Annotated in this window: 20 protein-coding genes, 2 pseudogenes and 1 riboswitch; of the genes and pseudogenes, 17 read left to right on the forward strand and 5 right to left on the reverse strand. The window is 59.8% G+C overall.

What is annotated here, in order from left to right; genetic code table 11:
- Positions 1-16: 16 nt before the first annotated feature.
- The 6 genes from ACIQUG_RS15015 to ACIQUG_RS15040 are packed head-to-tail and all read left to right on the forward strand — an operon-like array spanning position 17 to position 8,640.
- Entirely contained in the window at positions 17-2,269 is a 2,253-nt protein-coding gene (locus ACIQUG_RS15015; RefSeq protein ID WP_402322970.1) for a glycosyltransferase family 2 protein, read from the forward strand.
- Positions 2,266-3,111 carry a class I SAM-dependent methyltransferase gene (locus ACIQUG_RS15020; RefSeq protein WP_402322972.1) on the forward strand — a complete coding sequence of 282 codons (846 nt, stop codon included), beginning with the start codon at positions 2,266-2,268 and terminating at the stop codon, positions 3,109-3,111. Before ACIQUG_RS15015 ends, ACIQUG_RS15020 begins: the two co-directional genes overlap by 4 nt.
- Positions 3,108-4,370, forward strand: coding sequence for a glycosyltransferase family 4 protein (locus tag ACIQUG_RS15025; RefSeq protein WP_402322974.1), 1,263 nt, complete (start codon positions 3,108-3,110; stop codon positions 4,368-4,370). The genes ACIQUG_RS15020 and ACIQUG_RS15025 overlap by 4 nt, the downstream gene beginning before the upstream one ends.
- Positions 4,371-4,380: 10 nt before the next feature.
- Complete coding sequence (locus ACIQUG_RS15030; protein WP_402322975.1) at positions 4,381-5,112, forward strand: hypothetical protein; 732 nt, start codon at positions 4,381-4,383, stop codon at positions 5,110-5,112.
- Between the two features lie 10 nt (positions 5,113-5,122).
- Positions 5,123-7,342: a hypothetical protein gene (locus ACIQUG_RS15035; protein WP_402322976.1), complete on the forward strand. Its 2,220-nt coding sequence runs from the start codon at positions 5,123-5,125 to the stop codon at positions 7,340-7,342.
- On the forward strand, positions 7,339-8,640 hold the full coding sequence (locus ACIQUG_RS15040; RefSeq protein WP_402322977.1) for a glycosyltransferase family 4 protein: 1,302 nt from the start codon (positions 7,339-7,341) through the stop codon (positions 8,638-8,640). The genes ACIQUG_RS15035 and ACIQUG_RS15040 overlap by 4 nt, the downstream gene beginning before the upstream one ends.
- Before the next feature lie 66 nt (positions 8,641-8,706).
- On the opposite strand, the gene thiD is transcribed toward ACIQUG_RS15040, so the two are convergent.
- Positions 8,707-9,543 carry a bifunctional hydroxymethylpyrimidine kinase/phosphomethylpyrimidine kinase gene (gene thiD / locus ACIQUG_RS15045; protein ID WP_402322978.1) on the reverse strand — a complete coding sequence of 279 codons (837 nt, stop codon included), beginning with the start codon at positions 9,541-9,543 and terminating at the stop codon, positions 8,707-8,709.
- A 117-nt stretch (positions 9,544-9,660) separates the two neighbouring features.
- Positions 9,661-9,764: riboswitch (TPP riboswitch) on the reverse strand.
- Positions 9,765-9,998: 234 nt separating this feature from the next.
- Here thiD and rfbC point away from each other — a divergent pair.
- The 5 genes and pseudogenes from rfbC to ACIQUG_RS15070 all read left to right on the forward strand — a co-directional run.
- Entirely contained in the window at positions 9,999-10,562 is a 564-nt protein-coding gene (gene rfbC, locus ACIQUG_RS15050; protein ID WP_402323042.1) for a dTDP-4-dehydrorhamnose 3,5-epimerase, read from the forward strand.
- Positions 10,563-10,597: 35 nt separating this feature from the next.
- Positions 10,598-11,659 carry a dTDP-glucose 4,6-dehydratase gene (gene rfbB / locus ACIQUG_RS15055; protein WP_402322979.1) on the forward strand — a complete coding sequence of 354 codons (1,062 nt, stop codon included), beginning with the start codon at positions 10,598-10,600 and terminating at the stop codon, positions 11,657-11,659.
- Positions 11,656-12,576, forward strand: coding sequence for a dTDP-4-dehydrorhamnose reductase (gene rfbD / locus ACIQUG_RS15060; protein WP_402322980.1), 921 nt, complete (start codon positions 11,656-11,658; stop codon positions 12,574-12,576). Before rfbB ends, rfbD begins: the two co-directional genes overlap by 4 nt.
- Entirely contained in the window at positions 12,573-13,451 is an 879-nt protein-coding gene (rfbA, locus tag ACIQUG_RS15065) for a glucose-1-phosphate thymidylyltransferase RfbA (protein ID WP_402322981.1), read from the forward strand. Before rfbD ends, rfbA begins: the two co-directional genes overlap by 4 nt.
- A gap of 741 nt (positions 13,452-14,192) precedes the next feature.
- Positions 14,193-14,702: pseudogene (locus ACIQUG_RS15070) on the forward strand (sugar phosphate nucleotidyltransferase); the annotation flags it as partial.
- 33 nt (positions 14,703-14,735) lie between these two features.
- On the opposite strand, the gene glmS reads toward ACIQUG_RS15070, so the two are convergent.
- On the reverse strand, positions 14,736-16,562 hold the full coding sequence (gene glmS, locus ACIQUG_RS15075) for a glutamine--fructose-6-phosphate transaminase (isomerizing) (protein ID WP_402322982.1): 1,827 nt from the start codon (positions 16,560-16,562) through the stop codon (positions 14,736-14,738).
- A 539-nt stretch (positions 16,563-17,101) separates the two neighbouring features.
- On the opposite strand from glmS, the gene ACIQUG_RS15080 reads away from it, so the two are divergent.
- From ACIQUG_RS15080 to ACIQUG_RS15095, 4 genes are read left to right on the forward strand one after another with little or no spacing between them, the layout of a single operon-like run.
- A complete protein-coding gene (locus tag ACIQUG_RS15080) occupies positions 17,102-18,370 on the forward strand; it encodes a capsular polysaccharide biosynthesis protein (RefSeq protein WP_402323043.1) in 1,269 nt (422 codons plus the stop codon).
- Between the two features lie 4 nt (positions 18,371-18,374).
- On the forward strand, positions 18,375-19,031 hold the full coding sequence (locus ACIQUG_RS15085; RefSeq protein WP_402322983.1) for an ABC transporter permease: 657 nt from the start codon (positions 18,375-18,377) through the stop codon (positions 19,029-19,031).
- Positions 19,028-19,687 carry an ABC transporter ATP-binding protein gene (locus ACIQUG_RS15090; RefSeq protein ID WP_402322984.1) on the forward strand — a complete coding sequence of 220 codons (660 nt, stop codon included), beginning with the start codon at positions 19,028-19,030 and terminating at the stop codon, positions 19,685-19,687. The genes ACIQUG_RS15085 and ACIQUG_RS15090 overlap by 4 nt, the downstream gene beginning before the upstream one ends.
- Positions 19,688-21,016, forward strand: coding sequence for an RkpR, polysaccharide export protein (locus tag ACIQUG_RS15095; RefSeq protein WP_402322985.1), 1,329 nt, complete (start codon positions 19,688-19,690; stop codon positions 21,014-21,016).
- Between the two features lie 437 nt (positions 21,017-21,453).
- Here ACIQUG_RS15095 and ACIQUG_RS15100 read toward each other — a convergent pair whose 3' ends face one another.
- Both ACIQUG_RS15100 and ACIQUG_RS15105 read right to left on the reverse strand, forming a co-directional pair.
- The gene (locus tag ACIQUG_RS15100; protein WP_402322986.1) at positions 21,454-22,527 is read right to left on the reverse strand and encodes a hypothetical protein; all 1,074 of its coding nucleotides are present in this window, start codon (positions 22,525-22,527) and stop codon (positions 21,454-21,456) included.
- 589 nt (positions 22,528-23,116) lie between these two features.
- A protein-coding gene (locus ACIQUG_RS15105) for an IS630 family transposase (RefSeq protein ID WP_402322987.1) occupies positions 23,117-24,177 on the reverse strand; the annotation gives its coding sequence in 2 pieces (ribosomal slippage) (positions 23,117-23,685 and positions 23,685-24,177; 1,062 coding nt in all).
- A gap of 542 nt (positions 24,178-24,719) precedes the next feature.
- On the opposite strand from ACIQUG_RS15105, the gene tnpB reads away from it, so the two are divergent.
- Positions 24,720-24,977, forward strand: coding sequence for an IS66 family insertion sequence element accessory protein TnpB (gene tnpB / locus ACIQUG_RS15110; protein WP_402323044.1), 258 nt, complete (start codon positions 24,720-24,722; stop codon positions 24,975-24,977).
- Positions 24,974-25,311: pseudogene (locus ACIQUG_RS15115) on the forward strand (IS66 family transposase); the annotation flags it as partial. The gene tnpB and the pseudogene ACIQUG_RS15115, both read left to right, overlap by 4 nt.
- Position 25,312: 1 nt before the next feature.
- Here ACIQUG_RS15115 and ACIQUG_RS15120 read toward each other — a convergent pair.
- Positions 25,313-25,480, reverse strand: a complete 168-nt coding sequence (locus ACIQUG_RS15120; RefSeq protein WP_402322988.1) for a hypothetical protein — start codon at positions 25,478-25,480, stop codon at positions 25,313-25,315.
- Positions 25,481-25,789 lie beyond the last annotated feature (309 nt).

A 25,789-nucleotide genomic window follows, 5' to 3' on the forward strand; every position in this document is an offset into this window, starting at 1 on the left:
CCTCCAGGAGTAGCGCGTGACGGCAGACGACCGTATCAGAAGCTTCGGCCTCGATTTCGCAAGCGCCGCAGCATTCAGGCTCGGCCTCGACGTTGCTGTGTTGATCTGGGACACACCTTCCGAACTCTCGGCTAAGACCAAATACGCCCTTTCCGCGTCGCGGTCCCTCGTGCCTCTCGTCAGCATGGCGCTTCCCCGCGCCCAAGGGGGCCAACGGATCTTCTGGGCGATGCGCCCCGGAAACGAGCGTGAGCTCGCCGAAATCGCCACGGACAGTGAGGTTTTGCAGACGATTGTCCTGGAACCGACCGCCAAGCTCCCTTTCCTCGATCTGGCGGCCCAGCTTTCCGACCTTCAGCCCGAAGGTCGTCTCAAGTTTCTCAACAATCTGCTCACGGTCTGGCGAAGCGCGTTTCGCCTGTCGCGTGACGAGTTCTTTATCGGCCTCGTCGATGACGTCATCCACGCCCTGAATCTTGGGCAGCGCCCCGCAACCATCGCCTGTCGCCTCGCGCATGGACGCTATCTGGCCGAGACGACCGTCAATGCCGAGTTAGGCGAGATCAACGCGATCTATGCGCTCGGCGCCGAAGCGGTTTTGCCCCTGCCGCAGCAATTCGCCGTAACTGGCCGAACCGAGCGCGGCCAGCGCCGCTGCCATTTCGTTCTTGAATCGCCGCGCGCGCCGCAGGCGCTCTCGCTCATCATCATGGGAAAGCGCGGTATCGCCGTGCGCGAGCTTTCGTCGCGCGGCTCCCGCTATCCCAACCTCCAGCAATGGTGGCCCGAGCACGGCGCGGCGGCGGGCTTGCGCGAGTTCGTCGTGCGGTCATTGAGCGAGGTTCCGGAAAGCGGCACGGCCCTTGCGATCGACCTGCAGCTTCGCTCCGCCCTGCCGGCAAGACAGGCGGGCAAGTCCGCTCTCCATCCGGGTGCCGAGATCGACCTCGCCCTTGCCATGTCGGAAGGCCTGCTCGTCGGCGGCTGGACACGCGACGCAAACGGCGTCCTTGCCGGCATCGACTATCTCCAGGAAGACGGCACGGCTTTGCCGCTCGATGGCAACTGGTATGAGTTTCCAGGCTGGGCTCGCGGTGCCGAGGACGGCTCCAAGACCGACGTGACCGGTTTTGTCAGCTGGCTGCCGATGCGCGAACCGCTTGGCCCCCTTCTCCAGCCGCGCTTCCAGTTGCGACTGGCGTCCGGCGCGGTCAAGCCGCTGGTGCCGAAACCGCAACCCTTCGATCCGGCGACGCAACGCAACCGCATCCTGCGCGCCGTTCCACCCCAGCACGCCAACGACCAGGCGTTCCGCACAATCCTTGCGCCGGCGCTGAGAGACGTGGAGCAGCGGCTGGGCAAGACGATCCGGGTCGACCAGACCAAGGACTTCGGCCCGATGATGGCCACGCCGCTCGTCTCGATCGTCGTTCCGCTCTACCGTGTGCTCGACTTCCTGCGCTTCCAGCTGTCGGGACTGGCGACCGACCCCTTCGTCGCGGCCAATGCCGAGATCATCTACGTGCTCGATTCGCCGGAGATCCACGACGAGACGGAACACCTGCTCGGCGGCTTCCATCTGCTTCACGGGCTTTCGATGAAGCTCGTGGTGATGAACCGCAACGGCGGCTACGCCCGTGCCTGCAATGCCGGCGCACGCTTTGCCCGCGGTTCCGTCATCGTCATGCTCAACTCGGACGTCGTGCCCTGTGGGGCCGGCTGGCTGGAAAAGCTTGCGCTGCCGGTGCTGAAGGAAAAGTCGATCGGCGCCATCGGCCCGAAGCTGCTGTTCGAGGACGGCTCGCTGCAGCATGCGGGCCTCTATTTTGCCCGCAACAAGCAGGACATCTGGCTCAATCATCATTTCTACAAGGGCATGCCAGGCGCCTATGCGCCGGCGCAGGAAATGCGCAGTGTGCCCGGCGTCACCGGCGCTTGCCAGGTGATGCGCAAGGAGGTGTGGGACCTCGTCGGCGGCTATGCCGAGGACTTCGTGATCGGCGACTATGAGGACAGCGACCTCTGCCTCAAGATCCGTCAGGCCGGCTTCGACATCGTCTACGAGCCGGCAGCCTGCCTCTATCATCTGGAGCGGCGCTCGATCAGCCGCAGTCAGGATTACACGCGCGGCGTCGCCAGCCAGTACAACGCATGGCTGCACACCGAGCGCTGGAACCAAGACATTACCACCCTGATGCCATCCTACCTCGGCGCCGAAGAGGCGGCAGCGCCGAGCACCCGTAAGCCTGCCGCCAGGAGCGCCGCATGAACCAGCCCGCACTTCGCCACGCAGACAACCTGCAGCCGACCTGGCAACAGAACGAAGACCGCATCGAAGGCATGCTTCAGACGGTTCTCACCAATCGCTTCTTGCCGCAGCCGGACCAAAACAGCGTCTTCGTCGGAGATGGCAACTACCGGGCTGTCGGCGCGGAGTTTCTCGGCCACTTCATCCGCATGGGCGGATTGCAACCGAAAAGCAGCGTGCTCGACATCGGCAGCGGCATCGGCCGCATGGCCGTTCCGCTGACGCAGTATCTCGATGCGGATCACGGGCGCTATGTCGGTATCGACCCGGTGGAAGGCGGCGTCACCTGGTGCCGTCAATCCGTCACGCCGGTCTATCCGAACTTCACCTTCCAGCATGTCGACATCGCCCACGAACTCTATAATCCGTCGGGCAGGATCAACGGCAAGGCGCTGAAGTTGCCTTACCCGGATCGCCAGTTCGACTTCGCGATCATGACGTCGATCGTCACCCATCTGCCGCCGGACGAGGTGCTCGTCTATTTCAGCGAGATCAACCGGATGCTGAGGCCCGGCGGGCGGCTCTTCGTCACCGCCTTCGTGGTCGATAGCATCGCTGCAAAGGACGAACACGGCCGGCGGGATCCGCGTCTTGCCTTCGTTCGCAGCGGCGACGGCCCCTGCTGGTTCGTCCCCGGCCTGCCGCCGCTTGCCGCCGTCGGCTTCGACGACGGCTTCCTCGACCGGGCGCTGGAACGGGCAGGTTTCACGACGGTCCTGAAATCGCTCGGTCACTGGCGGGGCCAAAGTGCCGGTCACTACCAGGATGCCTTCGTCGCCGAACGCCGGAGTGTGAGCGGATGAAGAAGCGCATTCTGGTCGCCGCGCACAACCATCCGGCACTCCATCCCGGAGGCACGGAGATTTTCGCACACGACCTTTTCCGCGCCTATCAGCGCGCCGGCCACGAGGTACTGTTCCTCGGCGCGACCAACCAGACCCACCGGCAGGTGCGCCCCGGCACGAGCTTTCAGGCTATCGGCCCCGAAGGTGACGAGGTTCTGTTGTGGTCCGGCCATTTCGATCGCTTCTTCATGAGCCAGATCGACCTCTATGGCGTCGTGCCCGACCTTACCGAGCTTTTGCGCGATTTCCGGCCGGATGTGGTTCACATCCACCATCTCCTGCTGCTTGGCGCGGAGTTTCCGCACATCGTCCGCCGCACCCTGCCCGACTGCCGGATCGTGATGACCCTGCACGACTACTATCCGCTTTGCCATCACGATGGGCTGATGGTGCGCACCAGCGGCAAGGAGCTTTGTCACAAGTCGAGCCCCGACCGTTGCCATAGCTGCTTCAAGGACATTCCGCTCGATCGTTTCGTGTTGCGCGAGCAGCATCTGAAAGCGTTGCTCCGGACGATCGATCGCTTCATCTCGCCGAGCCAGTTTCTGAGGCAACGCTTTATCGACTGGGGTCTTAACGGCGACCAGATCGACGTGATCGCCAATGGCCTGCCACCACGAGACGCGCCGTCGCGCAAGGGCCAGCCGGAGAACGATCGCCCGGTCTTCGGCTATTTCGGCAATCTCAATCCGTGGAAGGGCACGTCCGTGCTTCTCGAGGCTGCGCGGCAGTTGATCGACGAGGGCCTGCGTTTTGAGCTGCGGGTGCACGGGGGCGCCCCTTTTCAGGCCGACAGTTTCAAGGACGAGATCGCCCGGCTCTTCAAGAAGACGGCGCCCTCCGTTCAGCAGCGCGGCGCCTACAGGCGCGAAGACATCGGCGACCTCATTGCCGCCGTTGATTGCACCATCGTGCCTTCGATTTGGTGGGAGAACGCACCGCTCGTTATCGGCGAGGCCCAGTCTCAGCGCAAACCGGTGATCGCCAGCAATATCGGCGGCATGGCCGAAATGGTGCAGGACGGCGTCAACGGCATCACCGTCTCGCCAAACGATCCGCGTGCGTTGGCTGCCGCCATGCGCCGCATGGCGGAAAGCCCAGACCTTCGGCGCCGCCTTTCGGCCAATGCCCGCAAGCCTAACGATATCGATACCACTGCCCGGCGCTATCTCACGCTCATCGACGCGATCGAGCCGAGAGAAACCGTCGCCGCCTAGAGGGAAGACCATGTCTGTAGCAGTCGACAAACCGGACGTCGCACCGGAGCAGAACAATGCAAAGCCGTTAAAGGGCCGCGTGGACGCAATCGACCAAGGCCGCGTCTTCGGCTGGGCCTTCGACCCGGAAACCCCGGAAAAGCGGCTTGCCATTCGCGTGCTTCTCGACGGCAAGGTGATCGCCGAAGCGCTCGCCGACCGCAACCGACCAGATCTGAAACGCAACGGGATTGGCGACGGCAACCACGCGTTTGAAATCGCCCTGCCGGAGATGGCGAGCGCGCGCACCGGTGAACTCGTCGTGCTTGCGGCGACCGGCAAAGGCGGCGAACTGCCGCTTCGTGTTCCCAAGCCCGATGAACAGGCGGCCGAAGCGCTGATTGCAGCACCGCTTGCAAAAGTGCTCGACAAGCTCGACGTGCTGATGGCGGCACAGCGTCAACTGCAGGTCTCGCAGCGTTCCGCCCTGCGATCGAAGCTTGACGACGGCGATGAAGCGGAAAACCCCGGGCTTGCAGCAATCAGCGACGATGTCGCGAACCTCCGCGGAGAAATTACCCAGCGACTGACCGATCTCGACGTCCACTTGATGCGGCTCGACGGTGTGATCGCGGGTATGGAAAAGAGCCTCAATGCCCTGAAGCAGCGCTCGAACGGCGATCTGAAGCCGGCGTTTCTGCTTCTTTTCGTGCTTGCAGGCTTTGCGGCAGGCGCGATCCTTTCCGTCTTTCTTCGGACCTGAGGCACATCTCATGCCTAGTTCGGAACTCAGCCTTTCCGCAAGCCCCGCACCGCTTGGCCGCATCGCGCGCAGTGGTCGCATCATCGCATGCCCGATCGACGAAACACTGCTGCTCGTAATCGGCACCGGTGGCCCGATGGCCGATCAGTTGTCGGTCGAGATCAATGAAGATGCGTCAACCCAGGTGATGGCATCGGTTGTCGGCTGGCGGCTGGCGGCGCCCCAGTCTTCCGCCACGCATGGCTTTGCCGCGCTGTTACCGATCGAAGGGTCTGATCCTCTGCCGACAACCCTGCGCTTCGGCAAGGCGGGCAACGGCAAGCGCTATATGGTCGCGCCACGCGCTGCTTCGATCGGTGAAGTGACGGCGATGCTGAAGGATTTCGCCGGTCCGCAGCTGGTACACGTGCTCGGCCGCCTGGTCGACGTGCTGATCAAGCCGCCGCATGCCGATCAACGGCTCGCGGCGATTACGACCCTGCTTAAGACCGGAGCGGCTCGCGACGGGTACATCGAGCTCCTCGGCGAGGGCCATGACGGGACCATCGCCCTGAAAGGATGGGCGCACGACCTGCCCGCCGGCGTCTGCCGGGCGATCGTCAAGAGCGACGATAGCTTTCTTGCGGAATGCAACGTCGCCATTTTCCAGCGCAACGACGCCCCTGAAGGTGCGGCTGGCTTCGTCGGCCTCCTTTCCGCAAACGACCTGCCCCGAGCGCGCGACATCAAGGGCATATTCTATCGCGGCCGTGGCGCCTGGCGTTATGCCGGGCTCCACGAACGCCGGGTCGTGACCGGTCCGCTCGAGACACCCGGCCATATCCGCGCGATGCTGCTCCAGAGCCAGAGTTCGCCCCAGGTCATGCTTCGCCTGCGCGATGCCGCGAGCGGATATGATGGCACCGAGACGATCTCGAGCCTTCCGGTTCCCGTCCGCCTTGGCGTGGATGCGCTCTACCAGGGTGAGGATGGTGCCTTCTTGATTTCGGGCTGGCTCTTGGACGCGGAAGGTCTTGTTGAAACCGTGCGACTTTGCCGACAGGGCGGCGGGGCACGGCTGGACGCAGCCTGGACCCGAACCGAGCGGTCCGACGTCGAAGAGGCCTTCGTCGATCGGCCGGACTTCAAGAGCGCGATTTCCGGTCACCGCCGATCGCATGGCTTTATTGGTCGCGTCGAGGTGCTAAATGGCGAGGCGGATGGACCAGTTCACCTCGAACTCACCCTCAGAGACGCCCGCCGCGCCTACATGCCAATTTTCCCGGTGCGGCTGCCGGCACGCGCCGCCGCCCTACGGCTGCTTGGTTCGATCGATCCGACAAGCTGGGCCCTGCCCGATATCATCGACCGGCAGATCGTCCCGTTCCTGACGGCGGCGCGTAGCAGTGCACCAACTGTGGAAACCACCGTCGACATCGGGCCCTTCGACCAGGCCGAGGGTACCGCCATCATTCTTGTCGCCGGGGAAACCGAAACGGATTTCGCGCCGCTGCTGGGGCTGCTCGCGCTTGATCCGCAAACGCGCCGGGCCCCGATCGCGCTCGTGCTTCAGGCCGAGCGGTTCCGACGGCACGCGGTCCATATCCGTCAGCTCTCGGAATTCTACCGTTTGCCGCTGCGGCTCATATCCGTCGAAGGCGCCGGCGATACATGCGACCTGGCGCAAGCGGCTGCCGAAAGGGTAAACAGCGACGCGGTCGTTCTGCTTTCCGGGTCGCTGACGCCAGCCAATGCCGGATGGTATCAGGCGCTCATTGCCGCTTACGAAGCAAAGACGGGAAGCATCATCTCGCCGACCCTTGCCTATGAGGATCACTCGATCCGCTGGGCTGGCAGCACGTCGCTCGATCGTCCCGACCATCTGCAATCGAGCCGATACGCCGGCTATCCCGTCGGCGCCGTCAATCGTCTGAAGCTGACGAGGGTTGCATCCGCATCGCTCGATTGCTGCATCCTGCCGCGCGAAGCGCTGATGGAGGACGCAGGCCTGTCGCCGACCTATCTCGGCGTGGCGCTGAAGGGCCTCGACCTCGCCCTTCGCCTCAGCGGAAAGGGCTACGAAGCCTACTGGCTTCCTTCCCTGCAGATGGTGGGATCCGACGAGCTCCCCGGAGCGGGCTCTGCCGCCACCGCGCGCTTCGTGGAACGCGTCGATCGGACGCTTTTCCGCGCCCGATGGACGCCCGCCCCCGAAGCTGCAAAGACAATCTTCGAAGAGGCTGGCGCATGAGCGAAAAACTCCGCGTGCTCGTGGTCTCCCATGGCCATCCGACCCACTCCCTTGGCGGAGCGGAAATTGCCTCACATGGCCTTCACAAGGCATTGAACGGGCTGCCCGGCGTGGAGTCGATCTACCTCGCCCGCGTCGGCGATCCGGTTCCGCGCCATGGCGCCTCCGCGCTGATGAGCCTGCGGCTTGCCATGGACGAAGTGCTCTACCACGCCGAGGACTTCGACCATTTCTTCCTCTCCAATGGCGATACGGAAGCGATCCGGCGCGACCTCCTGCGCTTCGTCGGCGACATCAAGCCGGATGTCGTTCACTTCCATCATATTCTTGGCTTCGGCCTGGAAGCGCTCTATGCCGTTCGTGATGCGCTGCCCAAAGCGCGCATCGTCGTGACGTTCCATGAATACCTGCCGATCTGCCACAATCACGGGCAAATGGTGAAACGCCCCTCAGGCCAGCCTTGCAACGGCGCCTCGCCGATCAGTTGCCACACGTGTTTCCCCGAGATTCCGGTGTCGCGGTTCGTTCGCCGCGAGCAGTTCGTGCGCGGTATGCTCAATCTCGCCGATGCCTTTATCGCGCCGAGTGCCTTTCTCGCCAATCGCTATGTCGAGTGGGGGCTCGAAGCCGCAAAGATCTTCGTCATCGAGAACGGCATCGTCATGGGTGACAAGGCGCCGGCCCGCGAATTGCCGTCGCCGACAGCCCGGCGCAACCGTTTTGCCTATTTCGGGCAGATGACGCCGTTCAAGGGCGTTCACGTGTTGATCGACGCCGTATCGCGCGTGCCCGACGACGTCTGGGGCGATGATTCCTCACTGATGATTTTTGGCGGCAACCTCGAGCGCCAGCCGAAAGACTATCAGGAGAAGGTGGCGAAGCTGATCGAGGACGCCGGTCGCCGTGTGCGCTTCTACGGTGCCTACCAGAACCAGGACATGCCGCGGCTGATGCGCTCGGTCGACTGGGTGGTAATGCCGTCGGTCTGGTGGGAGAATTCTCCCGTCGTCATCCAGGAGGCACTGCATCACGGCCGGCCGATCCTGTGTTCGGACATCGGCGGCATGGCCGAGAAGGTTCGTGACCGCCTGGATGGTTATCACTTCCGTGCCGGCAGCGCCCAGGATCTGGCCGACCGGCTGATCGACGTCTTGGGCGCGCCGCGGGCGTGGGACAATCTGCGGACAACGCTTCGGCGGCCGACGAGCCATGTCGATTGCGCGCGGGAGCATGTGGCGCTCTACCGCAAAATGCTCAAGGGCGAACAGCCGGCCGCGCCAAGCGCCGCAGTGGCTTGAGGTGCGATGAACGTCATGCTGCAGCGCATAGCCATATCGAGTCATTCGTCCGAGGCGGCCGTCTGCTTAGGGACCGTCCGAAGAGGCTTTGCTCTCGCCGCGACTGTCGCCCCACCAATGATGGAAATGATGCACAGGCCCCCGCCCCTGCCCGATAGTCAGCCGATCGGCAGCGACCAGCGCGTCATGCAAGTAAGCCTTGGCAGCGACGACCGCATCCTCGATCGGCTTCCCCTTGGCAAGACCCGCAGCGATTGCGGCCGAGAGGGTGCATCCGGTGCCATGATCGTTCCTGGTTTCGATCCGCGGCCGCGACAAGTGCAAAGCCGTTTCCCCGCTGTAGAGGATATCGATCGCATCTCTGCCCTTGGCATGCCCGCCCTTCATCAGCACCGAACGCGCACCGAATTTCAGAAGCATATCGGCCTGGCGTGCGATCTCGCTATCGGTTTCGGCGATCCCGCGTCCGGTCAACAGCGCCGCCTCGGGCAGGTTCGGCGTCAGAATGAGCGCGAGCGGCAACAACGCCTCCTTGAGCGTCGCGATCGCGTCCGGCTGCATCAAGTGATCGCCCGAGGTCGCCACCATCACCGGGTCGATGACAGCCAGCCGGTCGTAGCGCTTCAGACCAGCCGCGATCACCGCGATCGTCTCGCGCCGCGACACCATGCCGATTTTCACCGCACCGACGGCAAGATCGGACAACACCGCGTCGATCTGAGCCGCAACGACGGTCGGGGAGATATCCTCCACCGCAGATACCCCGCGGGTATTTTGCCCCGTGACCGCGGTGATCACGCTTGCGCCATAAACTCCGAGCGCCGAGAACGTCTTCAGATCCGCCTGGATGCCGGCCCCGCCGCCGGAATCCGAACCTGCGATGGTAACGGCGATCGCGGTCATCGCCCCACCTGCATGAGCCTTGAGCCTTTTTGGATTGAGTCAAAAACAGACACGAGCAAAGCGACCTCCCGGAAATGGACGGAGATCCGATCGGTAAGCGCAAAGACGGCAGGTGAGCAGAAGGGCCCTTGCCGTTCCTACGCCGGTATGATCCGGATCAGGTTCAAGGGTCTGGCTCACCACCATCTCAGCACCGTGACGGTGCGCCCCTCGGCAAGAGGGATGCTAGGGGGACATGGGCGGGGATGTCAATTGATAGATGCAGCGGATCCAAGCCGCGTCTTTCCACACAGGCCCTGCGGACCAAGCGATCGAGAAAGAGGCCGTGGAATGACACGTCCGCTTCACGATCCTATTTTCCCGGGATCGTCAGCAATGCCGACGCAACATATCGTTAGAACGCCACGAGTGCCGTATTATTTCGCGCACGGGAAACAACGATGAAGGACGACACGATGCGGATCGAAGAAACGGCCATTCCCTCTGTTTTCTTGATAAAGCCTAAGCGATTCGTCGATACGCGTGGATACTTCGCCGAGACCTTTCGGGCCGATCAATTCGCCGAAATCGTCGGGACGCACTCTTTCGTCCAGGATAATCAATCGCTGTCGCGTGAAGCCGGTACTGTGCGCGGACTGCACTTCCAACTGCCGCCGCGCGCACAGGGAAAACTGGTTTCTTGTATCGCCGGCGCCCTTTGGGATGTGGCGGTAGACCTTCGAAGCGGGTCACCGACCTACGGAAGCTTCGTGGCTGCTGAGCTTTCCGAAGAGAACGGTCACCAGCTCTGGATTCCGCCGGGTTTCGCCCACGGTTTCTGTACGCTGAAACCGGCGACCTTGGTCAGCTACAAAGTGACCGATTACTACAGCCCTGAGCATGATCGTGGGCTTCTCTGGAACGACCCCGAACTCGGGATAAACTGGCCCGTGCCCCCGAGTAACGCCATCCTGTCGGACAAAGACAGGGATCAGCCAAAACTCTCCGATCTACACACTAAGCTCGAGCGAGAAGCTTAGTCTTGATGTTTATCATAAAAGGACTTCGCTGAGATATGCGTGTACTTGTTACCGGCGGGGCTGGTTTTATTGGTTCGGCGGTTATTCGACACCTCATTATCGACAAGGGATATGACGTGTTGAACGTAGACAAACTGACCTACGCAGGAACCCTTAGCTCCCTAAGGTCCGTCGCAAACAACCCATCATATCGCTTTCTCAGGGCTGACATATGCGATGGGCGGGCTATTGCCGATGCCTTCTCCACATTCAGGCCCGATCGCGTCATGCATCTCGCTGCCGAGAGTCATGTCGACCGCTCAATTGCCGGCGCAAGGGATTTCATCGAAACGAACGTTCTTGGAACGTTCAACCTGCTGGAATGCGCAAGGGCATATTGGCAGTCCATGAAGGATGAGGGCAAACGCAGGTTTCGCTTTCTTCACGTTTCAACGGATGAAGTGTACGGCTCGCTCGCGGATGACCAGCTCTTTTCCGAGGAGACGCGGTATGATCCAAGCTCCCCTTATTCGGCTTCGAAGGCCGCTTCCGATCATCTCGCCAAGGCATGGGCACGCACCTATGGCATGCCCATCTTGGTTTCCAACTGCTCAAACAACTACGGTCCCTATCACTTCCCCGAAAAGCTGATCCCGCTGACCATCCTGAACGCGCTCGAAGGCAAGCCACTCTCGATCTATGGCGACGGCACGAACATTCGCGACTGGCTCTTCGTCGAAGACCATGCCCGCGCGCTCGACCTGATCGCGGAGCGCGGTAGAATTGGCGAGACTTACAATGTCGGGGGACGCAACGAGCGGCGGAACGTCGATGTAGTCAGGCGCATCTGCGCCACACTCGACATGCTTGTCCCCGCATCCTGCCCACGGAAACAGCTCATTCAATTTGTCGAGGACAGGCCGGGGCACGATTTGCGCTACGGTATCGATGCGACGAAACTGGAAGAGGAGCTCGGCTGGAAGGCGGAAGACAGCTTTGAAAGCGGAATTGCGAAGACGATCCGCTGGTACTTAGACAACGAATGGTGGTGGGGCCCTCTTCGCAAGGGATATGACGGGGTGCGCCTGGGTGTGCTGCATTCTGGTGTCGGGCAATGAATCAGATTCCGCGCATAGTTGTCACGGGCCTGAAGGGCCAGGTTGTTCAGTCGTTTGTCGAGCAAGGGAAGGGCCGCAGCGACGCGGAAGTCATTCCACTCGGTCGCCCGCAACTAGATCTGAAGGATCCCAGTTGCATAGACGGCGTCATAAGGGCAGCAGCTCCTGACGTGATCATTTCGGCCGCCGCCTATACCGCCGTCGACCACGCCGAGGCCGATGAGACGAGAGCATACGCGATTAACGCGGTCGCACCGCAGGAATTGGCGCGCGTCGCGAAAGCCCTGAATATCCCGATCATCCATCTATCGACGGACTACGTCTTCGACGGGACAAAATCCACACCGTATACCGAAAGCGATAGGGTGTGCCCTGTAAACGTCTACGGCAAAAGCAAGTGGGAAGGCGAGCGATCGGTCGCCGCTGGCACCGAAAATCACGTCATTCTCAGGACCGCTTGGGTCTACAGCCCATTTGGCAGAAATTTCGTGCGTACGATCATTCGCAACGCCGAAAGCCGGACCGAACTGCCAGTCGTCATGGACCAGATAGGAAACCCGACATCGGCACTGGACCTTACGACGGCAATCATCGGTATCGCGCATAACCTGCTAGCATCGGATGCGCAGGTTCTGCGCGGCACCTTCCATCTGGCGGGGACCGGTGATGCGAGTTGGGCCGATGTAGCGGAAAAAATCCTCGCCCTGTCTCAAGGGCTCGGAGGCCCGTCCGCTAAAGTCAACCGCATCTTGGCCACAGACTACCCGACTGCGGCAGCGCGCCCCTCTAACTCACGCCTGAACTGCAGCAAAATCGCGCGACACCACGGCATCAGCTTGCCCTACTGGAAGAGCTCCATCGAAGCCACCGTGCGGCGCGTAATCCAGCACCGGACGGACCTGGAGGTGAGGAAATGAAGGGCATTATTCTTGCTGGAGGAAGCGGCACCCGCCTACATCCGATGACATTGGCAAGCTCAAAACAACTGCTTCCGATCTACGACAAGCCGATGATCTACTACCCGTTGTCAACCCTGATGCTGGCAGGGATTCGCGACATCTTGATCATTACGACGCCGCGTGACCTCCCCAGCTTTCAACTCCTACTGGGCGACGGTTCCAAATGGGGAATCAACCTCAGCTACGCCGAGCAACAATCCCCCGATGGCCTTGCCCAAGCCTATGTGATTGGAGCCGATTTCGTGGCGGGCCATCCCTCGTGCCTCATTCTCGGCGACAATATCTTTTTTGGACATGGCATCACCGAGCTCTTAAAGCGCGCCATGGAACGGAAAGAGGGCGCAACGGTCTTCGCCTACCATGTCAGCAACCCGGAACGCTATGGGGTTGTCGAGTTCGACAGCGAAATGAAGGCTGTCGCAATCGAGGAGAAGCCCGCCAAACCTCGCTCCGACTGGGCTGTCACTGGCCTGTATTTCTACGACGAAGAGGTCGTAAGCATCGCTGCCGACCTTACACCTTCCGCCCGGGGCGAGTATGAAATTACGGATGTGAACCGCGCCTATCTGGAGCGGGGCAAGCTCCACGTCGAAAGAATGGGGCGAGGATATGCCTGGCTCGACACGGGTACGCCCGATAGCCTATTGGAAGCGTCAGAGTTTGTCGCAACCTTGGAGCGCCGACAGGGTTTCAAGGTGGCGTGCCCGGAAGAGGTTGCGTATCGGTCCGGTTACATCGATGGTGATCAGCTTGAGACCCTTGCACGACGGTATGGCAAGACGTCCTATGGTCACTATCTGTCCAACTTGTTAGAAACGCCTGAGCATGTGTAAGCTGTCGTTTCTATCTAGTCGCCTTCTACAGTTATTCGAACGGATCGCTACGGCTGCCTAAAATGAAACGCGACTTTAGACATTGGTTCTCTCATGACGAATGAGGTCGCCACGGGCAAATCACATCCGATCGCGTTACGTAGTCGCGAAGAAGTGTGGCGGGCCTCCGAATCAGAAAGGCTCCCATTGCTTTCGGAGCGCAGGGAGCCTTCAGTCTGAGCGTTCGAATTCACAGACGCCGAGGAACATATTCCGCTTAGCGAAAAGAGCAAGCGAAATCCGAAATCCGGTGAGACCAAAGAACGTCTGTTTGTGTGGCTTATCCAGATTTGAGCGCGACGCCTTGAAGATTTCACGGCTCCAACATCAGAATTGCCAGCTATGGCGATTTGACATGACTGAACTGAACCCTGTTATGACCGATGCAGGGTCAACAGAACTGCAATATTTCCAACCGCTTGGTATAACGGCAGACGCCAGAGCCCTCAGCAGGCGATCATCACTCAATCCGCTCGTTTGGCCCGGAAGACGTATAGCGCACCGTTGAATGGATCACTGCCGGCCTCACGCACCAGCGACACCAAGCTGCCCGGCCATTTTTTTTTGAAGTCAACCGGATGTCTGATGAGAACCACTCTCACGTCGGAGAGTATCCGCTGAGCGCACCGCCCGGATACCTGACGTTTGAACTCGGTGCTGTGACCGCGGAGTATTGCCAGAAGCGGAACCCGCCTACATCCGATGACGTTGTCAGGCTCGAAGCAATTGCTTCGGGTGTACGATAAGCCAATGATCCCATTGGCAACGGTCATGCTGGCCGGGATACGAGATATATTGATGATCACTACACCGAGAGAGCTACAAAACTTTCATTTTCTGCTTGGCGATGGCTCGAAATGGTTGAATTATCTCTTCTCTCGCAGAGCCACCCTCGCCAGATGGCCTCGCCCAAACCTGTATCATAGGGCCGGATTTCGTTTCTGGTCATCTCTTTAAGAGCGCTAAGGCGCACGAAGCCGGCGCGAAGATTTTTGCCTATCATGTCAGCGATCCCAATCGCTACGGGGTCATTGAGTTTGACGACGAAACGATTGCGGATTCGATCGAAGAGAAACCTGAAACGTCCATTTCTAATTGGACGGTTTATCGCCTTTATCTCTATGCAAAACGTGTTCGGATATTGCCGCAAATCTGAGGCCCTCTGCACGAGGCAAACTTGAGGTCACAGACATCAACCAAACCTGCGTCCAAACGCCCCCAGCGGTCATCACTCCATACCGACGATCATTCGACGGTCACCGATTTAGCGAGGTTGCGGGGCTGGTCGACGTCGGTGCCCATGAACACCGCCGTGTGATAGGCAAGCAGTTGGATCGGCAGCGAGAAGATCATCGGGGCGATGACCTCATCGACGTCAGGCAACACGATCGTCGCCATGGTCTCGAGCTTCGAGGCGGCGGCGCCCTTCTCGTCGGTGATGAGAATGATCCGGCCGCCACGGGCCGCGACTTCCTGCATGTTGGAAACGGTCTTTTCGTAGAAGCGGTCATGCGGGGCGATGACGATAACCGGCATGTTCTCGTCGATCAGCGCGATCGGTCCGTGCTTCAGTTCGCCGGCAGCATAACCTTCCGCATGGATATAGGAGATCTCCTTCAGCTTCAGCGCCCCTTCCATCGCCAGCGGAAAGCTGGTGCCGCGGCCGAGGTAGAGGACGTCATCGCATTTGGCCAGCTGGTGCGACAATTGTTCGACCTGCGGCTGAATGGCGTTCAGCACCTGCCCCATGATGCGCGGCATTTCGGCGAGGTAGCGAACCAGGACCTGCTCTTCCTCGGCACTCACCGTGCCGCGGGCGCGACCGGCGCCGATCGCGAGCGAAGCCAGCACGGCGAGCTGGCAGGTGAAGGCCTTGGTCGAGGCGACGCCGATTTCCGGGCCGGCAAGGATCGGGAAGACCGCGTCGGATTCACGAGCGATGGTCGATTCACGCGTGTTGACCACAGCGCCAATCTTCAGGCCGAGTTCCTTGCAGTAGCGCAGCGACGCCAGCGTATCGGCGGTTTCGCCGGATTGCGAGATGAACAGCGCGGCCGCATCAGAAGACAGCGGGATCTCGCGGTAGCGGAACTCGGAGGCGACGTCGATTTCCACCGGCAAGCGGGCGTAACGCTCGAACCAGTACTTGCCGACGAGACCGGCGAGATAGGCAGTGCCGCAGGCGGAAATCGCAAGGCTCGGAACCTTGGCGAAATCGATCGTGCCCGGCAGCGCCTTGATGCGGTTGCCGGCAAAGTCGATGTAGTGGCTGAGCGCGTGCGCGATCACCTCCGGCTGCTCATAGATCTCCTTCTCCATGAAGTGCCGGTGGTTGCCCTTGTCGATCATGTAGGCGGCCGCTGTCGAGAGCTGCTTCGGCCGGTCGACGACGTTGCCATCGAGATCGAAGATATGCACGCCGTTCGCACCGATCACCGCCCAGTCGCCATCGATCAGATAGGTGATCTCGTTGGTGAAGGGCGCAAGCGCGATCGCGTCGGAGCCGAGGAACATTTCGCCGCGGCCGTGACCGATCGCAAGCGGCGGGCCGTTGCGCGCCGCCATGATCGTCGAAGGATCGTCCTGGAAAAGCACCGCCAGCGCATAGGCGCCGGTGACGCGCTTCAGCATCGCGTGCATGGCCTCGCGCCGGCCAAGTCCGTCGCGCCGGAACTTCGAGAGCAGATGCGCCACGACCTCGGTGTCGGTGTCCGTCTCGAACTTTGCGCCGCCGGCGATCAGTTCGTCCTTCAGCGCGGCAAAGTTTTCGATAATGCCGTTGTGCACGACGGCGACGCCGTCGGTGAAGTGCGGATGCGCGTTGCGCTCGGTCGGCGCGCCATGGGTTGCCCAGCGGGTGTGGGCAATGCCGATCGTGCCGGCAAGCGGCTCTTCGCGCAGCCTGATCTCCAGATTGACGAGCTTGCCTTCGGCGCGCCGGCGCTCCAGCTTGCCGCCAATGACGGTGGCGACACCGGCGGAATCATAACCGCGGTACTCCAAGCGCTTCAGCGCATCGACCAGTCGTTCCGATACCGGCTGGTTGCCAACGATGCCTACAATACCGCACATAGTCGTCTCCGAATTCGTCCCCGCGCCGTGATCGGCGCCCCTGTTCAACGAGGGCGGAAAATGCCGCCCGGCGCGCTGTCTTGGTAAAGCATTTGCCGGTCGAGGCAATCCCTCGGGGAGAGGAACGTCTCCGGTTATGCTCTGTAGACGTAGGAAGCGCGGTTGCTGCTTGGCAGACTGAAGGCCGAGATCTACGTCGTCTCTACGTGGTCGATGATGACGTGGTCGCCCCAGAGACAAACTTGATCACCGTTCTTTCGTCTGTAGTGGCCAGCGCCACTTCTGGCTTGCGGCCGCTACTGGCCAATACGGTGGACCGGTTCCGCTATGCTTAATTTTCCGGCAAGCGCACCTCGCCGACACAAACGTACAGAAAATTACACTTCGGCGCACCTCTCAAGAAGAACGGCTTTGTGGCCCAAGTCGTGAGGCTTTGCTGTTCGAGCGGTTTGGGTTAGAACGCAATCTGAAGAATTAATTGTTTGAAGGCGGGATTACCTTTGACAGCTGAGACACAGAGGGCCGGTGCCGACGGAAGGATACATTCCTCCTCGCGGGACAGTTCTCAAGCGCGAACAGCCACCTTCGTTGCGGGTGTCACTGATTGGAAAAGACCTTTTCTGAGGCGCTGCTTTCCCAAGCGCAAGTTACATTTTCTTGCGTCGGATGTTGACAGCCATCAATTTGAGCTACTGTTGAAACAGCGCGTTATCTCCGGCGAACATTGCGAGATCCTTGTCTGGGGCCCTTCGTTGCCCCGGCCTCTGCAAAAAGTCGTGAGCGAACAAAAAATAAGTGTCTCGTTCATCGAAGACGGCTTCCTTCGCTCAAGCCGGCCCAGTGCCAGCAGGACGTCACCACTATCACTGACAATCGACGGGCGAGCACCTTACTTCGACTGCCATCAAGAGACCGACCTAGAACGCCTGCTGAAGACATACGACTTCGATGCCGATTCAGAGCTTCTTGAGAGAGCGCGCTCAGGGATAAACTTGCTCGTGCAGGCGGGAGTAAGCAAATACAATGGTGCGCTTCAACGGACCGCAGAGGAAATTTACGGCGATAAGACGTGCAAGCGTATCCTCGTCATCGGACAAGTCGAAGACGATGCGTCCATCCGGTTTGGTTCTGTCAAGGCTTTAACGAACAACGATCTAGTGCGCTTGGCTGCGAAAGAACAGCCCGACGCACAGATCTTTTACAAACCTCATCCAGATGTTCTCGGCCGCGTAAGACCAGCCAGATCCGACCCTTCCGAGGTGGCGCACCTTTGTCGAATCGTAGTCGAGAAACTACCGCTGGCCGAAGCCTTGAGGACGATTGACCACGTCTACACGATCACTTCGCTCGCAGGTTTCGAGGCTCTTCTGCGCCACATTCCGGTGACAACGGCGGGTTCACCTTTTTATGCCGGCTGGGGACTGACGGATGATCGGCAGGAAAACCCACGTCGGGGGCGTAAACTCAGCCCCGAGGCGCTTTTCGCCGGTGCCTATCTGCTCTATCCTAGCTACTTCGATCCAATTACCGGAGAAAAGACATCATTCGAAGCGACCGTCGCCACGATCCGGCGGCAGTTGGAAGAGCCCGAGGCCTTTCTGGGTACGCGCCGGCCCTGGCAGCCCTGGGGCCCTTACGGCATTCTCGGTTGGCGCCATCTCCTGACAATGGCGCTCGTGCCCCTTATCTCGTATGTCGGCAACGATCGCGACCTAGAGGATTTTCGCGCCGACCCTGTTCTTTTCTTTCGCGGCCTCTCCGACCGACGTCTGCGGTTGATTGGCCGGATCCTGTATCCTTTCGGGTGACGCGGTGAGTTATTTCTTGACCCATGATCACGTGGTCGGAGCGGTACACTTTCGGGAGATGGTTATCCGCTTCGGTTCGAAGCCTAGGGGCTATATTTGGACGTTGCTCGATCCAACCGCCCGCATTCTCTTGATGACCGGTATATTGAGGGCCATCGCACGCGCACGAGCGCTGAGTATCTGCTCCGCACTATTCTTCGCCACCGGTTACCTCGTCTTCCAGTTCTATCAGGCGATGAGTAGTTATATGAATAGCTCGGTCCGACCCAACAAGACGTTACTGAATTATCCGAATGCTGCCCCCATAGACGCCGTTGTTGCCCGTTTTGTTTTGCAGGCCTGCACAATTTCTCTGGTCGCTTTTATTGTGCTTGGAACGATAATTGTGGTCACTCTGAGTCGCGAGCCCAGCATCCATTGGCCGTCTCTACCGGAGGCGGCGACTTTGGCATGCATTTTTGGTCTCGGCGTGGCAATGGGCAATTGCTTTCTGCTCCTGAAGTATCAGGTTTACGAACAAGTGGGTTTCCGTAAGGGATTCTATCCTGAGTATCGCGCGAACGGCCTCGACATGAACTATCTTTATGTAGTCGCATTTCTGACTTTGTTTGTCGAAATGCTCGTCTTTACCTTATCAAGAAGAACGCTGAGAAACAAATGATCCGGTTCGAGCAGGCAACTAAATATGCCCGTACCAAGGGTATCAAGAAGCCGATCATTGAGGATGCCTCGCTTACCCTCAATCGGGGCAAGAGCGTCGGTCTTCTCGGACGCAACGGCGCCGGCAAATCGACATTGCTTCGGCTCATCGCGGGAGCGATCAAGCTCGATGGCGGCCGAATCATCCGCCGGGGCAAAATCTCTTGGCCTCTTGGTTTTCAGGGTAGTTTCCAAGGTTCTATGACCGGGGAACAAAATGTGCGTTTCGTCGCCCGTATCTACGGCGTCGACACTGAAGGCTTGGCTGCTTACGTCGAGGAATTCGCCGAGTTAGGGCCTTTTTACAAGGCACCGGTGGGCACTTATTCCTCTGGAATGAAGGCGCGGCTTGCCTTCGGCTTGAGCATGGGGGTCAACTTTGATTATTATCTTGTTGACGAAATTACCGCGGTTGGTGACGCAAATTTTAAGAAGAAGTGCCAAGCTGTGTTCGAGACCAAATTGCAGGACTCCGATGTGATCATGGTTTCGCACAGCACTGGCACGATTCGGGACTATTGTGATTGTGGCGTCGTGCTAGAAAAAGGCGAACTGACGTACTATGAAGACGTCGAAGACGCGATCCGCGCACACGACAGAAATATGAAGGGCAATTGAATGGCGGCGAGCAAAGACGCGGTAGCAAACAAGCCTAACGCAGCCGAGGCTGTAAACCTTGCTTCCGTGAAAGCCGGTGCCAAGGCTAAGGGCATCGAAGTACTAGAAGGGCTACTCGGCAAGGAGAGTGCGCCCGTCATTCCTCTTCCTGGACGCCAGAAGATTGAGCCCAAGAAGAAGCCGAGTGTGCTGCCCGACTGGTTTACGAAGCTGCGTTTGCGACACGCAATCATCGGCGCATCCTTCCTCGGGCTAGTAGCCGTTCCGGCGACAATGTCTTCGATCTATATGGCCTTCATTGCGGCCGACCAGTACCACAGCAGCGCTTCCTTTGCAGTGCGCAGCATCGAGGGGGGCGGCGCAACCGATCTTTTGGGCATGTTCACGCAGGCCTCCGGCAGCAGTACCGTTTCCGACAGCTACATCCTGATGGACTACATCCTCAGCGAACGGATGGTCATAGACGCCGACCGCAACTTCAAGCTCGAGGATGTCTACGCCACTCGTGGGCTCGACTATTTCTACGGGATAGGCTCCGGTCTGCCGATCGAGGATAAGCTTGCCTATTGGCGAAATGTGGTGAGCGTTAATTTTGACCACGCCTCTGGCATTATGCAAGTGACGGTAAAGTCCTTCGACCCAAAACAGGCGCAAGCGATCGCGGCGTTTATTGTGAGTCGCAGCGATAATCTGGTCAACAGCCTCTCCCTTGCAGCGCGCAACGACGTGCTCCGAGCAGCGAAGGACGAGGTGTTGGGAGGCGAAGCACGGCTCTTCAAGGCACGCGCGGCGTTACGCGACTATCGTGATAAATCGCAGGAAATAAGCCCCGAAGAAGGCGCAAAACTCGCCATACAACTGATCGGAGGGCTTGAAGAAGAATTGACTAAACTCAATGCGGACCTCGCCACGGCAAAGAGCCAATTGAGCGAGGACACACCGAGAATTCGCGTACTGAAGGCTCGCATCGAAAGCCTAGAACAACAACTCTCCCTCGAGCGCCAGCGCCTCGGAACGGGTTCAAGTAAGGCGGCCAAGAATGACCCAAACGCGCCAGACGTAGCCGGCCGTATCGCCGAGTTCGAGGAATTGGAAACCGAACGAGAATTCGCCGAACGCGCCTATACAGCCGCACTTGCTGCTCTTGAAAGGGCACGAATCGAAGCCGACAACCGTCAACGCTACTTGGCGCTTTTCATTGAACCGACTCTTTCAGAGATGGCCCAATATCCTTCGCGGTTGCTCAAGTCACTTCTTGTGACTCTCGGACTTTTGTTCGCTTGGGGGGTCGGCGTCATGAGCTATTATAACATTAGGGATCGGGCATAGCCGTTTTGACCGGTTCGACATCGGGCGGGAGGTCAACGGAGTTGCCGCTGACCAACGTCTGGAGCGCCGTCGCAAGAAGGCAAGATCAGCCTGCCGCCTGTCGTAGAACGGCACGACTGGCTTCAAACCGAGCGGGCAACACTGTCGCGCAGTTTCCCGTCGCCGAGGCGATCGATCGCAGGTGTCTCCGCTCTTTCCGGTAATGTGAGCCGGTAGGGAAACACGAAATCTACTGGACCGCACTCGCGGCGCAGCCGGTTAAGTCGTAAGGGTTGTCCAATTCGAGTTCGCAGCTCACGGTCATGACCCAGCGCCCCTAACCCGGCGACCAATCGGAGCTCAATAACTTCTTCCGATCACCGAGGGGCGCCGCAAGCACCATACCCCTAAACATTTGGTCATTGACACGTTCGTAGACCTTGCTGTGGGTAAGGGAGTCAGTGAATGATGACTGTTACCGGCCCGAATGGCGCCTCTTCGACGCCGACCGGAACGGCATAGTAGTCCCAGATGCCTTGCGGCACGCAGGCAGCAGTTTGCTCGTACAGGACTGCGTTATCGATCTGTGATTCGGTCGTGCTGTTGCCTTCGATAACAAAGCCGGTATTGGACTTTGCAACCAGTGTGCCCAGCTTTTGACCTGTGTCCGGTAGGCTGACGCTAATCACCCCGCCACCACCAGAAAGTGCCACCCTGTGTGCCGCGCCAGCGCCGCTAATGCTGTCCACAAAGAACCCATACCGATACGTTGCGCCGGGAGTGATGGAGAGGCCTGGCCAAACCAGATTGCTGGCCGACCCTGCGGCGTGGATCGCCTTGCCGTCGGAGAGCGTCCATCCCGTGCTAAGTGTCGGCGGCTTCGCCAACATGTTTTTGCGCGAGGTGTCGCCAACGGTTATAGCGTAATTTGAGGACGGCCTCACGGCCTTGGTTCCAACCAGCGTCGCGGTGCTGGGATCGAATGCCGCGCCGGCCGCCACCCTGCAGATTTTCACAGACCCCAGACGTGGGTCGCTGCCGGTCGACAAGGTAAAGGCTGCGTTGCCGAGACACGGCGTCGATCCGGTCAGGGTGAACGATGCCAACGCGGTCTGTGGCGTCAGATCAAACTGGTCAGAAGGCGCGACGGTGGCGTTGAGATGGATATAGTCCCCCGATGGGTTCTGATCGAAAAGTGCTTTATGCAACCGCGCAACCAGGCGCTCCGCGTCATCAATGTTCCAGACCATGAAAAGCTGGCTAGAGTCGAACAGTCCGTCACGCTCGGTAAAATTGTAGTCAACCGGCGGCGACGCGTTTCCCTTGGTCATTCCGGCGTAAATTTCAGCCCATTGCGTGCTGTCTTCGCAACCTTCAAACCAGGGGAGCAAATCCTGGGCAACGAAGTCGTCCCCAACAGTCTCCGCTTTTATCTGGACCCCGCCCTGGCCTTCTATCGGTTGAGCGGGAAACTTCACGAATAGGGTGCCGGCCGGCAAAGCGAGGAAGGTTTTGCGATCGACGATTCTCATTAGTGCAGCGTTCTCCATGCCATGACAGCGGGACAATCTCACCCGCGTCCCATCTTGGCAACACACCAATCCCAATATTCCTCGACCATCAACGGGGCCTCTTGGGCTGTAACGCGATAGCCCAGGTTCGGGGTCGGGGTAGCGCCACGCTGGCGCAAGGAGCTCTGCCAAATCTCCGCTCCGCCCGTGCCGCAACTCAATCCGGTGGAGTCGAAGCGCTGCCTGCGCCGGCGGTCGCGGCCGAGCCGCCGGTCTCCCGCTCGCGCAAGAAGGCAAGCCTGGTAATGATCGAGCTTGGCGGCGGCCGTCGCCTTCGGTTCGAGAGTGACATCGAAAGGAACTGTCCGCGCTGTTAGCAGCGCGAGCAGTCATCGATCGTGGCCGGCTCCTGCAGCTTGCGCAGGATTTGCCGACCGTATGGAATGCGCCCCCACCGAAACGCGAACAAAGCAGCGGCTCATCCACATCCTGGTTCAGGAGATTATTTGCGATCTCGATGATGCGACGAACGAGGCGGTGCTCTTGATCCATTGGACCGGCGGTCGGCACACCGAGGTGCGCGTGGCGCGTTAATACGGCCCCTCACTGATCAAAACTCATTGGCCCATTCTCTGCGGCCGATAGACATGATGCGCCAGGGCTGGCTTTCGAGCTTTCGCCAGGCATCGCAGCAATGATCGACGATGTCGTCGTAGGATTTGAAGACGCGGTTTGAGAGCCAGTTGTCGCGCATGAAGTGCCAGAGGTTTTCGACCGGGTTGAGCTCCGGCGACTTCGGCGGCAATGGCAGGATGGTGATGTTTCCGGGCACGACGAGATTGTTGGACATGTGCCAGCCTGGCTGGTCCATGATGAGGATAGCGTGCGCGTCGTGATCGACGTGCCGGGCGATTTCGGCCAGATGCTGGGTCATTGCGTAGGTGTCGCACCATGGCATGACCAGCGCCGCCGCCTTGCCGAGTTTCGGGCAGATTGCGCCGAAGATGTAGGCCGACCTTGTGCGCTGGTCGTGCGGCGCTGAAGGCCGTGTTCCGCGCCTGGCCCAACGGCGCGTGATCTTGTTCTTTTGCCCGATACGGGCCTCATCCTCGAACCAAATCTCTATCCGTTTTCCTCGGGCTGCTCCGGCGGCAATCTGTGCCACTGCTGCGGGGAAACTTTTTTAAAATCCTCGATGGCTTGCGGGTCTTGAGCGTGATGTTTGGGCCGGGCAGCCAGCTTGCGATAGCCCATGGCCCGTACTTCGCGGCTCAACGTTTGCTCGCTCACCGACACGCGAAACTCTTCCCAAAGCCATTGAGCCAAGTCGCACAGACGCCAGCGAACAACGCCATCGAGATAGGGTGTCGGCCCACGCTCGATGGTCTGCGCTAGGGCCGCGCGCTGCTGATCGTTCAACCGCGACTGCGGGCCGGGAGCCTTGCCATTGATCAGGCCTTGAGGACCGCGTTCGTTGAACCGCATGACCCAGTCCCGAACAATTTGAAGCGTGACGTTGCCGAGGCGGGCGGCATCGGAACGCGAGCCTCCATCGTAGATCGACGCGAGTGCCAACAGACGTCGCGCCTGGGTTGCGTCCTTCGTCTGCCGCGCCAGCCGCCGCAGACCTTCTCCATCAAAATCGTCACGTAATGAAATCCCTGATCGCATCGCAGACCTCCGGTTTGCACCAGAGATTCAGATTCACCGCGCTTTGGGAAGGCCAAAGAGTCGAGGTCAGCGAGGCGGCGTATAAGACCGGAAAATATCCTGCCGAGCTCGCACCAACGGCCGTCGAGGCGTTGCGAGAACTGGGCGGACATTGGCCAGATCGGGAACTCGCGGCGCACCTCAATCGGATGCTTTGCAAGACAGGTGATGGCTAGAGCTGGACGACCGTGCGTGTTCGCGAAATGCGGGAGCACCTGGGAAATCCCGAATATGATACCGCCAAAGTGGACGTACCGATGGTTAGTCTGACGAAGGCGGCCGAGAGACTCGGCATCTGTGTCGGATCGGCAAAGAGCCTTGCGAAGAGGGGGATCTTTCCCGCGACTCAAATTTTTCCGGGCTCACAGTGGATGGTCCCGGTCGAAGCGCTAACCTCAGAGGCCATCCGGATATGGGTGTGGGGCGTAGCAGATCGCCGCCAACGTTTTACGAGGATTATCAATACGATAAGGTTGTTCGATTGCCCGGGCTCTAACAGAGGGATGCATTATGAAACGCACTGTGGCGGCCTGATTAAGGTGATCTGGCACGATGGCCAGGATGCCTGCCTCTTTACGAAGAAGCTCGAGCGTGGGCGGTTCATATGGCCATCCGCGGCCGTCGGTAGCTATCCGCGCAGCTCGGCCATTTGTTCGAAGGCATCGACTGGCGAATGCCGCAAAAAACCTGGCGTCCTACGTCGGCGGGATGAGCAAAACCGCTGGCACTGCGGGAGCGAATATGATTCCATCCCGCCATGACCGATGCGGCCGATCAGCTTACCGACGACCTTGCCAGCGCACATGCGATGATCCACGCCGAGCGTGCGGCCCGCTGTGAAGCCGAGGCGCTCGCCGCTCGTGCCCAGGCCGTGAACTCGCATTCGGATGCACTGATCGCCCGGCTCAGGCTCGAGATTGAGAAGCTGAAGCGCGACATCCATGGCAGCCGCTCGGAGCGCAAAGGCCGGCTTCTCGAACAGAGGGAGTTGCAGCTCGATGAACGGAAGCGGACGACGGCGAAGACGAACTGGCGGCAGAGATGGCCGCACGCTCCTCGGCGATCAGGGCCTTCGAATTTCGAAGAAGACCGGTTCCTACGAGCAGGCAGTGACGCGATAAAGGATGCGCCGGAGATGATCCGGAGCCACTACGGTCGCTTCTTGCCGGAGGATAGCCTTGCCGGTGATCTGGACTAGGCCACGCTCGAGGTAGAGCCAGCCGTAGTCAGGGCCAGTGTTGCCGAGCCGGTAACCGTAGACCATGTTGGCCAGCTTGGGCGGGTTGTTCGCATATGGTTGTGCGGCAGCCAGTGTTGAGAACCGGCCAGGCCAGACCTCGGTCAGCCGCTTCGCAGACTAGTTCAGGTTTTCCGAAACCGGCTGAAACTGGCCGCCGGTTTCGGGGTCTGGCTCGCAAGGATTGCTGCCAAATGCGCCAACGGCGTGCCTCGGCGCTCGGCCTCGTCGAGAATCGCGTCGATGCCCTCTTCCTGCCGAGCTGGTCTTGGCTTCTTTGTGAAAGAATGGTGGGCGCGCTTATTCAGAAATGGTTAAGCATAAACCCCTATCCAG

The organism is Ensifer sp. NPDC090286 (assembly GCF_044769565.1).
GTDB lineage: Bacteria > Pseudomonadota > Alphaproteobacteria > Rhizobiales > Rhizobiaceae > Ensifer.

Bases quoted from the DNA above. Each gene is read 5' to 3' on its own strand.
- ACIQUG_RS15020 (WP_402322972.1), top strand. From the start codon at position 2,266: ATGAACCAGCCCGCACTTCGCCACGCAGACAACCTGCAGCCGACCTGG.
- ACIQUG_RS15025 (WP_402322974.1), top strand. From the start codon at position 3,108: ATGAAGAAGCGCATTCTGGTCGCCGCGCACAACCATCCGGCACTCCAT.
- ACIQUG_RS15030 (WP_402322975.1), top strand. From the start codon at position 4,381: ATGTCTGTAGCAGTCGACAAACCGGACGTCGCACCGGAGCAGAACAAT.
- ACIQUG_RS15035 (WP_402322976.1), top strand. From the start codon at position 5,123: ATGCCTAGTTCGGAACTCAGCCTTTCCGCAAGCCCCGCACCGCTTGGC.
- ACIQUG_RS15040 (WP_402322977.1), top strand. From the start codon at position 7,339: ATGAGCGAAAAACTCCGCGTGCTCGTGGTCTCCCATGGCCATCCGACC.
- thiD (WP_402322978.1), bottom strand. From the start codon at position 9,543: ATGACCGCGATCGCCGTTACCATCGCAGGTTCGGATTCCGGCGGCGGG.
- rfbC (WP_402323042.1), top strand. From the start codon at position 9,999: ATGCGGATCGAAGAAACGGCCATTCCCTCTGTTTTCTTGATAAAGCCT.
- rfbB (WP_402322979.1), top strand. From the start codon at position 10,598: ATGCGTGTACTTGTTACCGGCGGGGCTGGTTTTATTGGTTCGGCGGTT.
- rfbD (WP_402322980.1), top strand. From the start codon at position 11,656: ATGAATCAGATTCCGCGCATAGTTGTCACGGGCCTGAAGGGCCAGGTT.
- rfbA (WP_402322981.1), top strand. From the start codon at position 12,573: ATGAAGGGCATTATTCTTGCTGGAGGAAGCGGCACCCGCCTACATCCG.
- glmS (WP_402322982.1), bottom strand. From the start codon at position 16,562: ATGTGCGGTATTGTAGGCATCGTTGGCAACCAGCCGGTATCGGAACGA.
- ACIQUG_RS15090 (WP_402322984.1), top strand. From the start codon at position 19,028: ATGATCCGGTTCGAGCAGGCAACTAAATATGCCCGTACCAAGGGTATC.
- ACIQUG_RS15095 (WP_402322985.1), top strand. From the start codon at position 19,688: ATGGCGGCGAGCAAAGACGCGGTAGCAAACAAGCCTAACGCAGCCGAG.
- ACIQUG_RS15100 (WP_402322986.1), bottom strand. From the start codon at position 22,527: ATGAGAATCGTCGATCGCAAAACCTTCCTCGCTTTGCCGGCCGGCACC.
- tnpB (WP_402323044.1), top strand. From the start codon at position 24,720: ATGCATTATGAAACGCACTGTGGCGGCCTGATTAAGGTGATCTGGCAC.
- ACIQUG_RS15120 (WP_402322988.1), bottom strand. From the start codon at position 25,480: ATGGTCTACGGTTACCGGCTCGGCAACACTGGCCCTGACTACGGCTGG.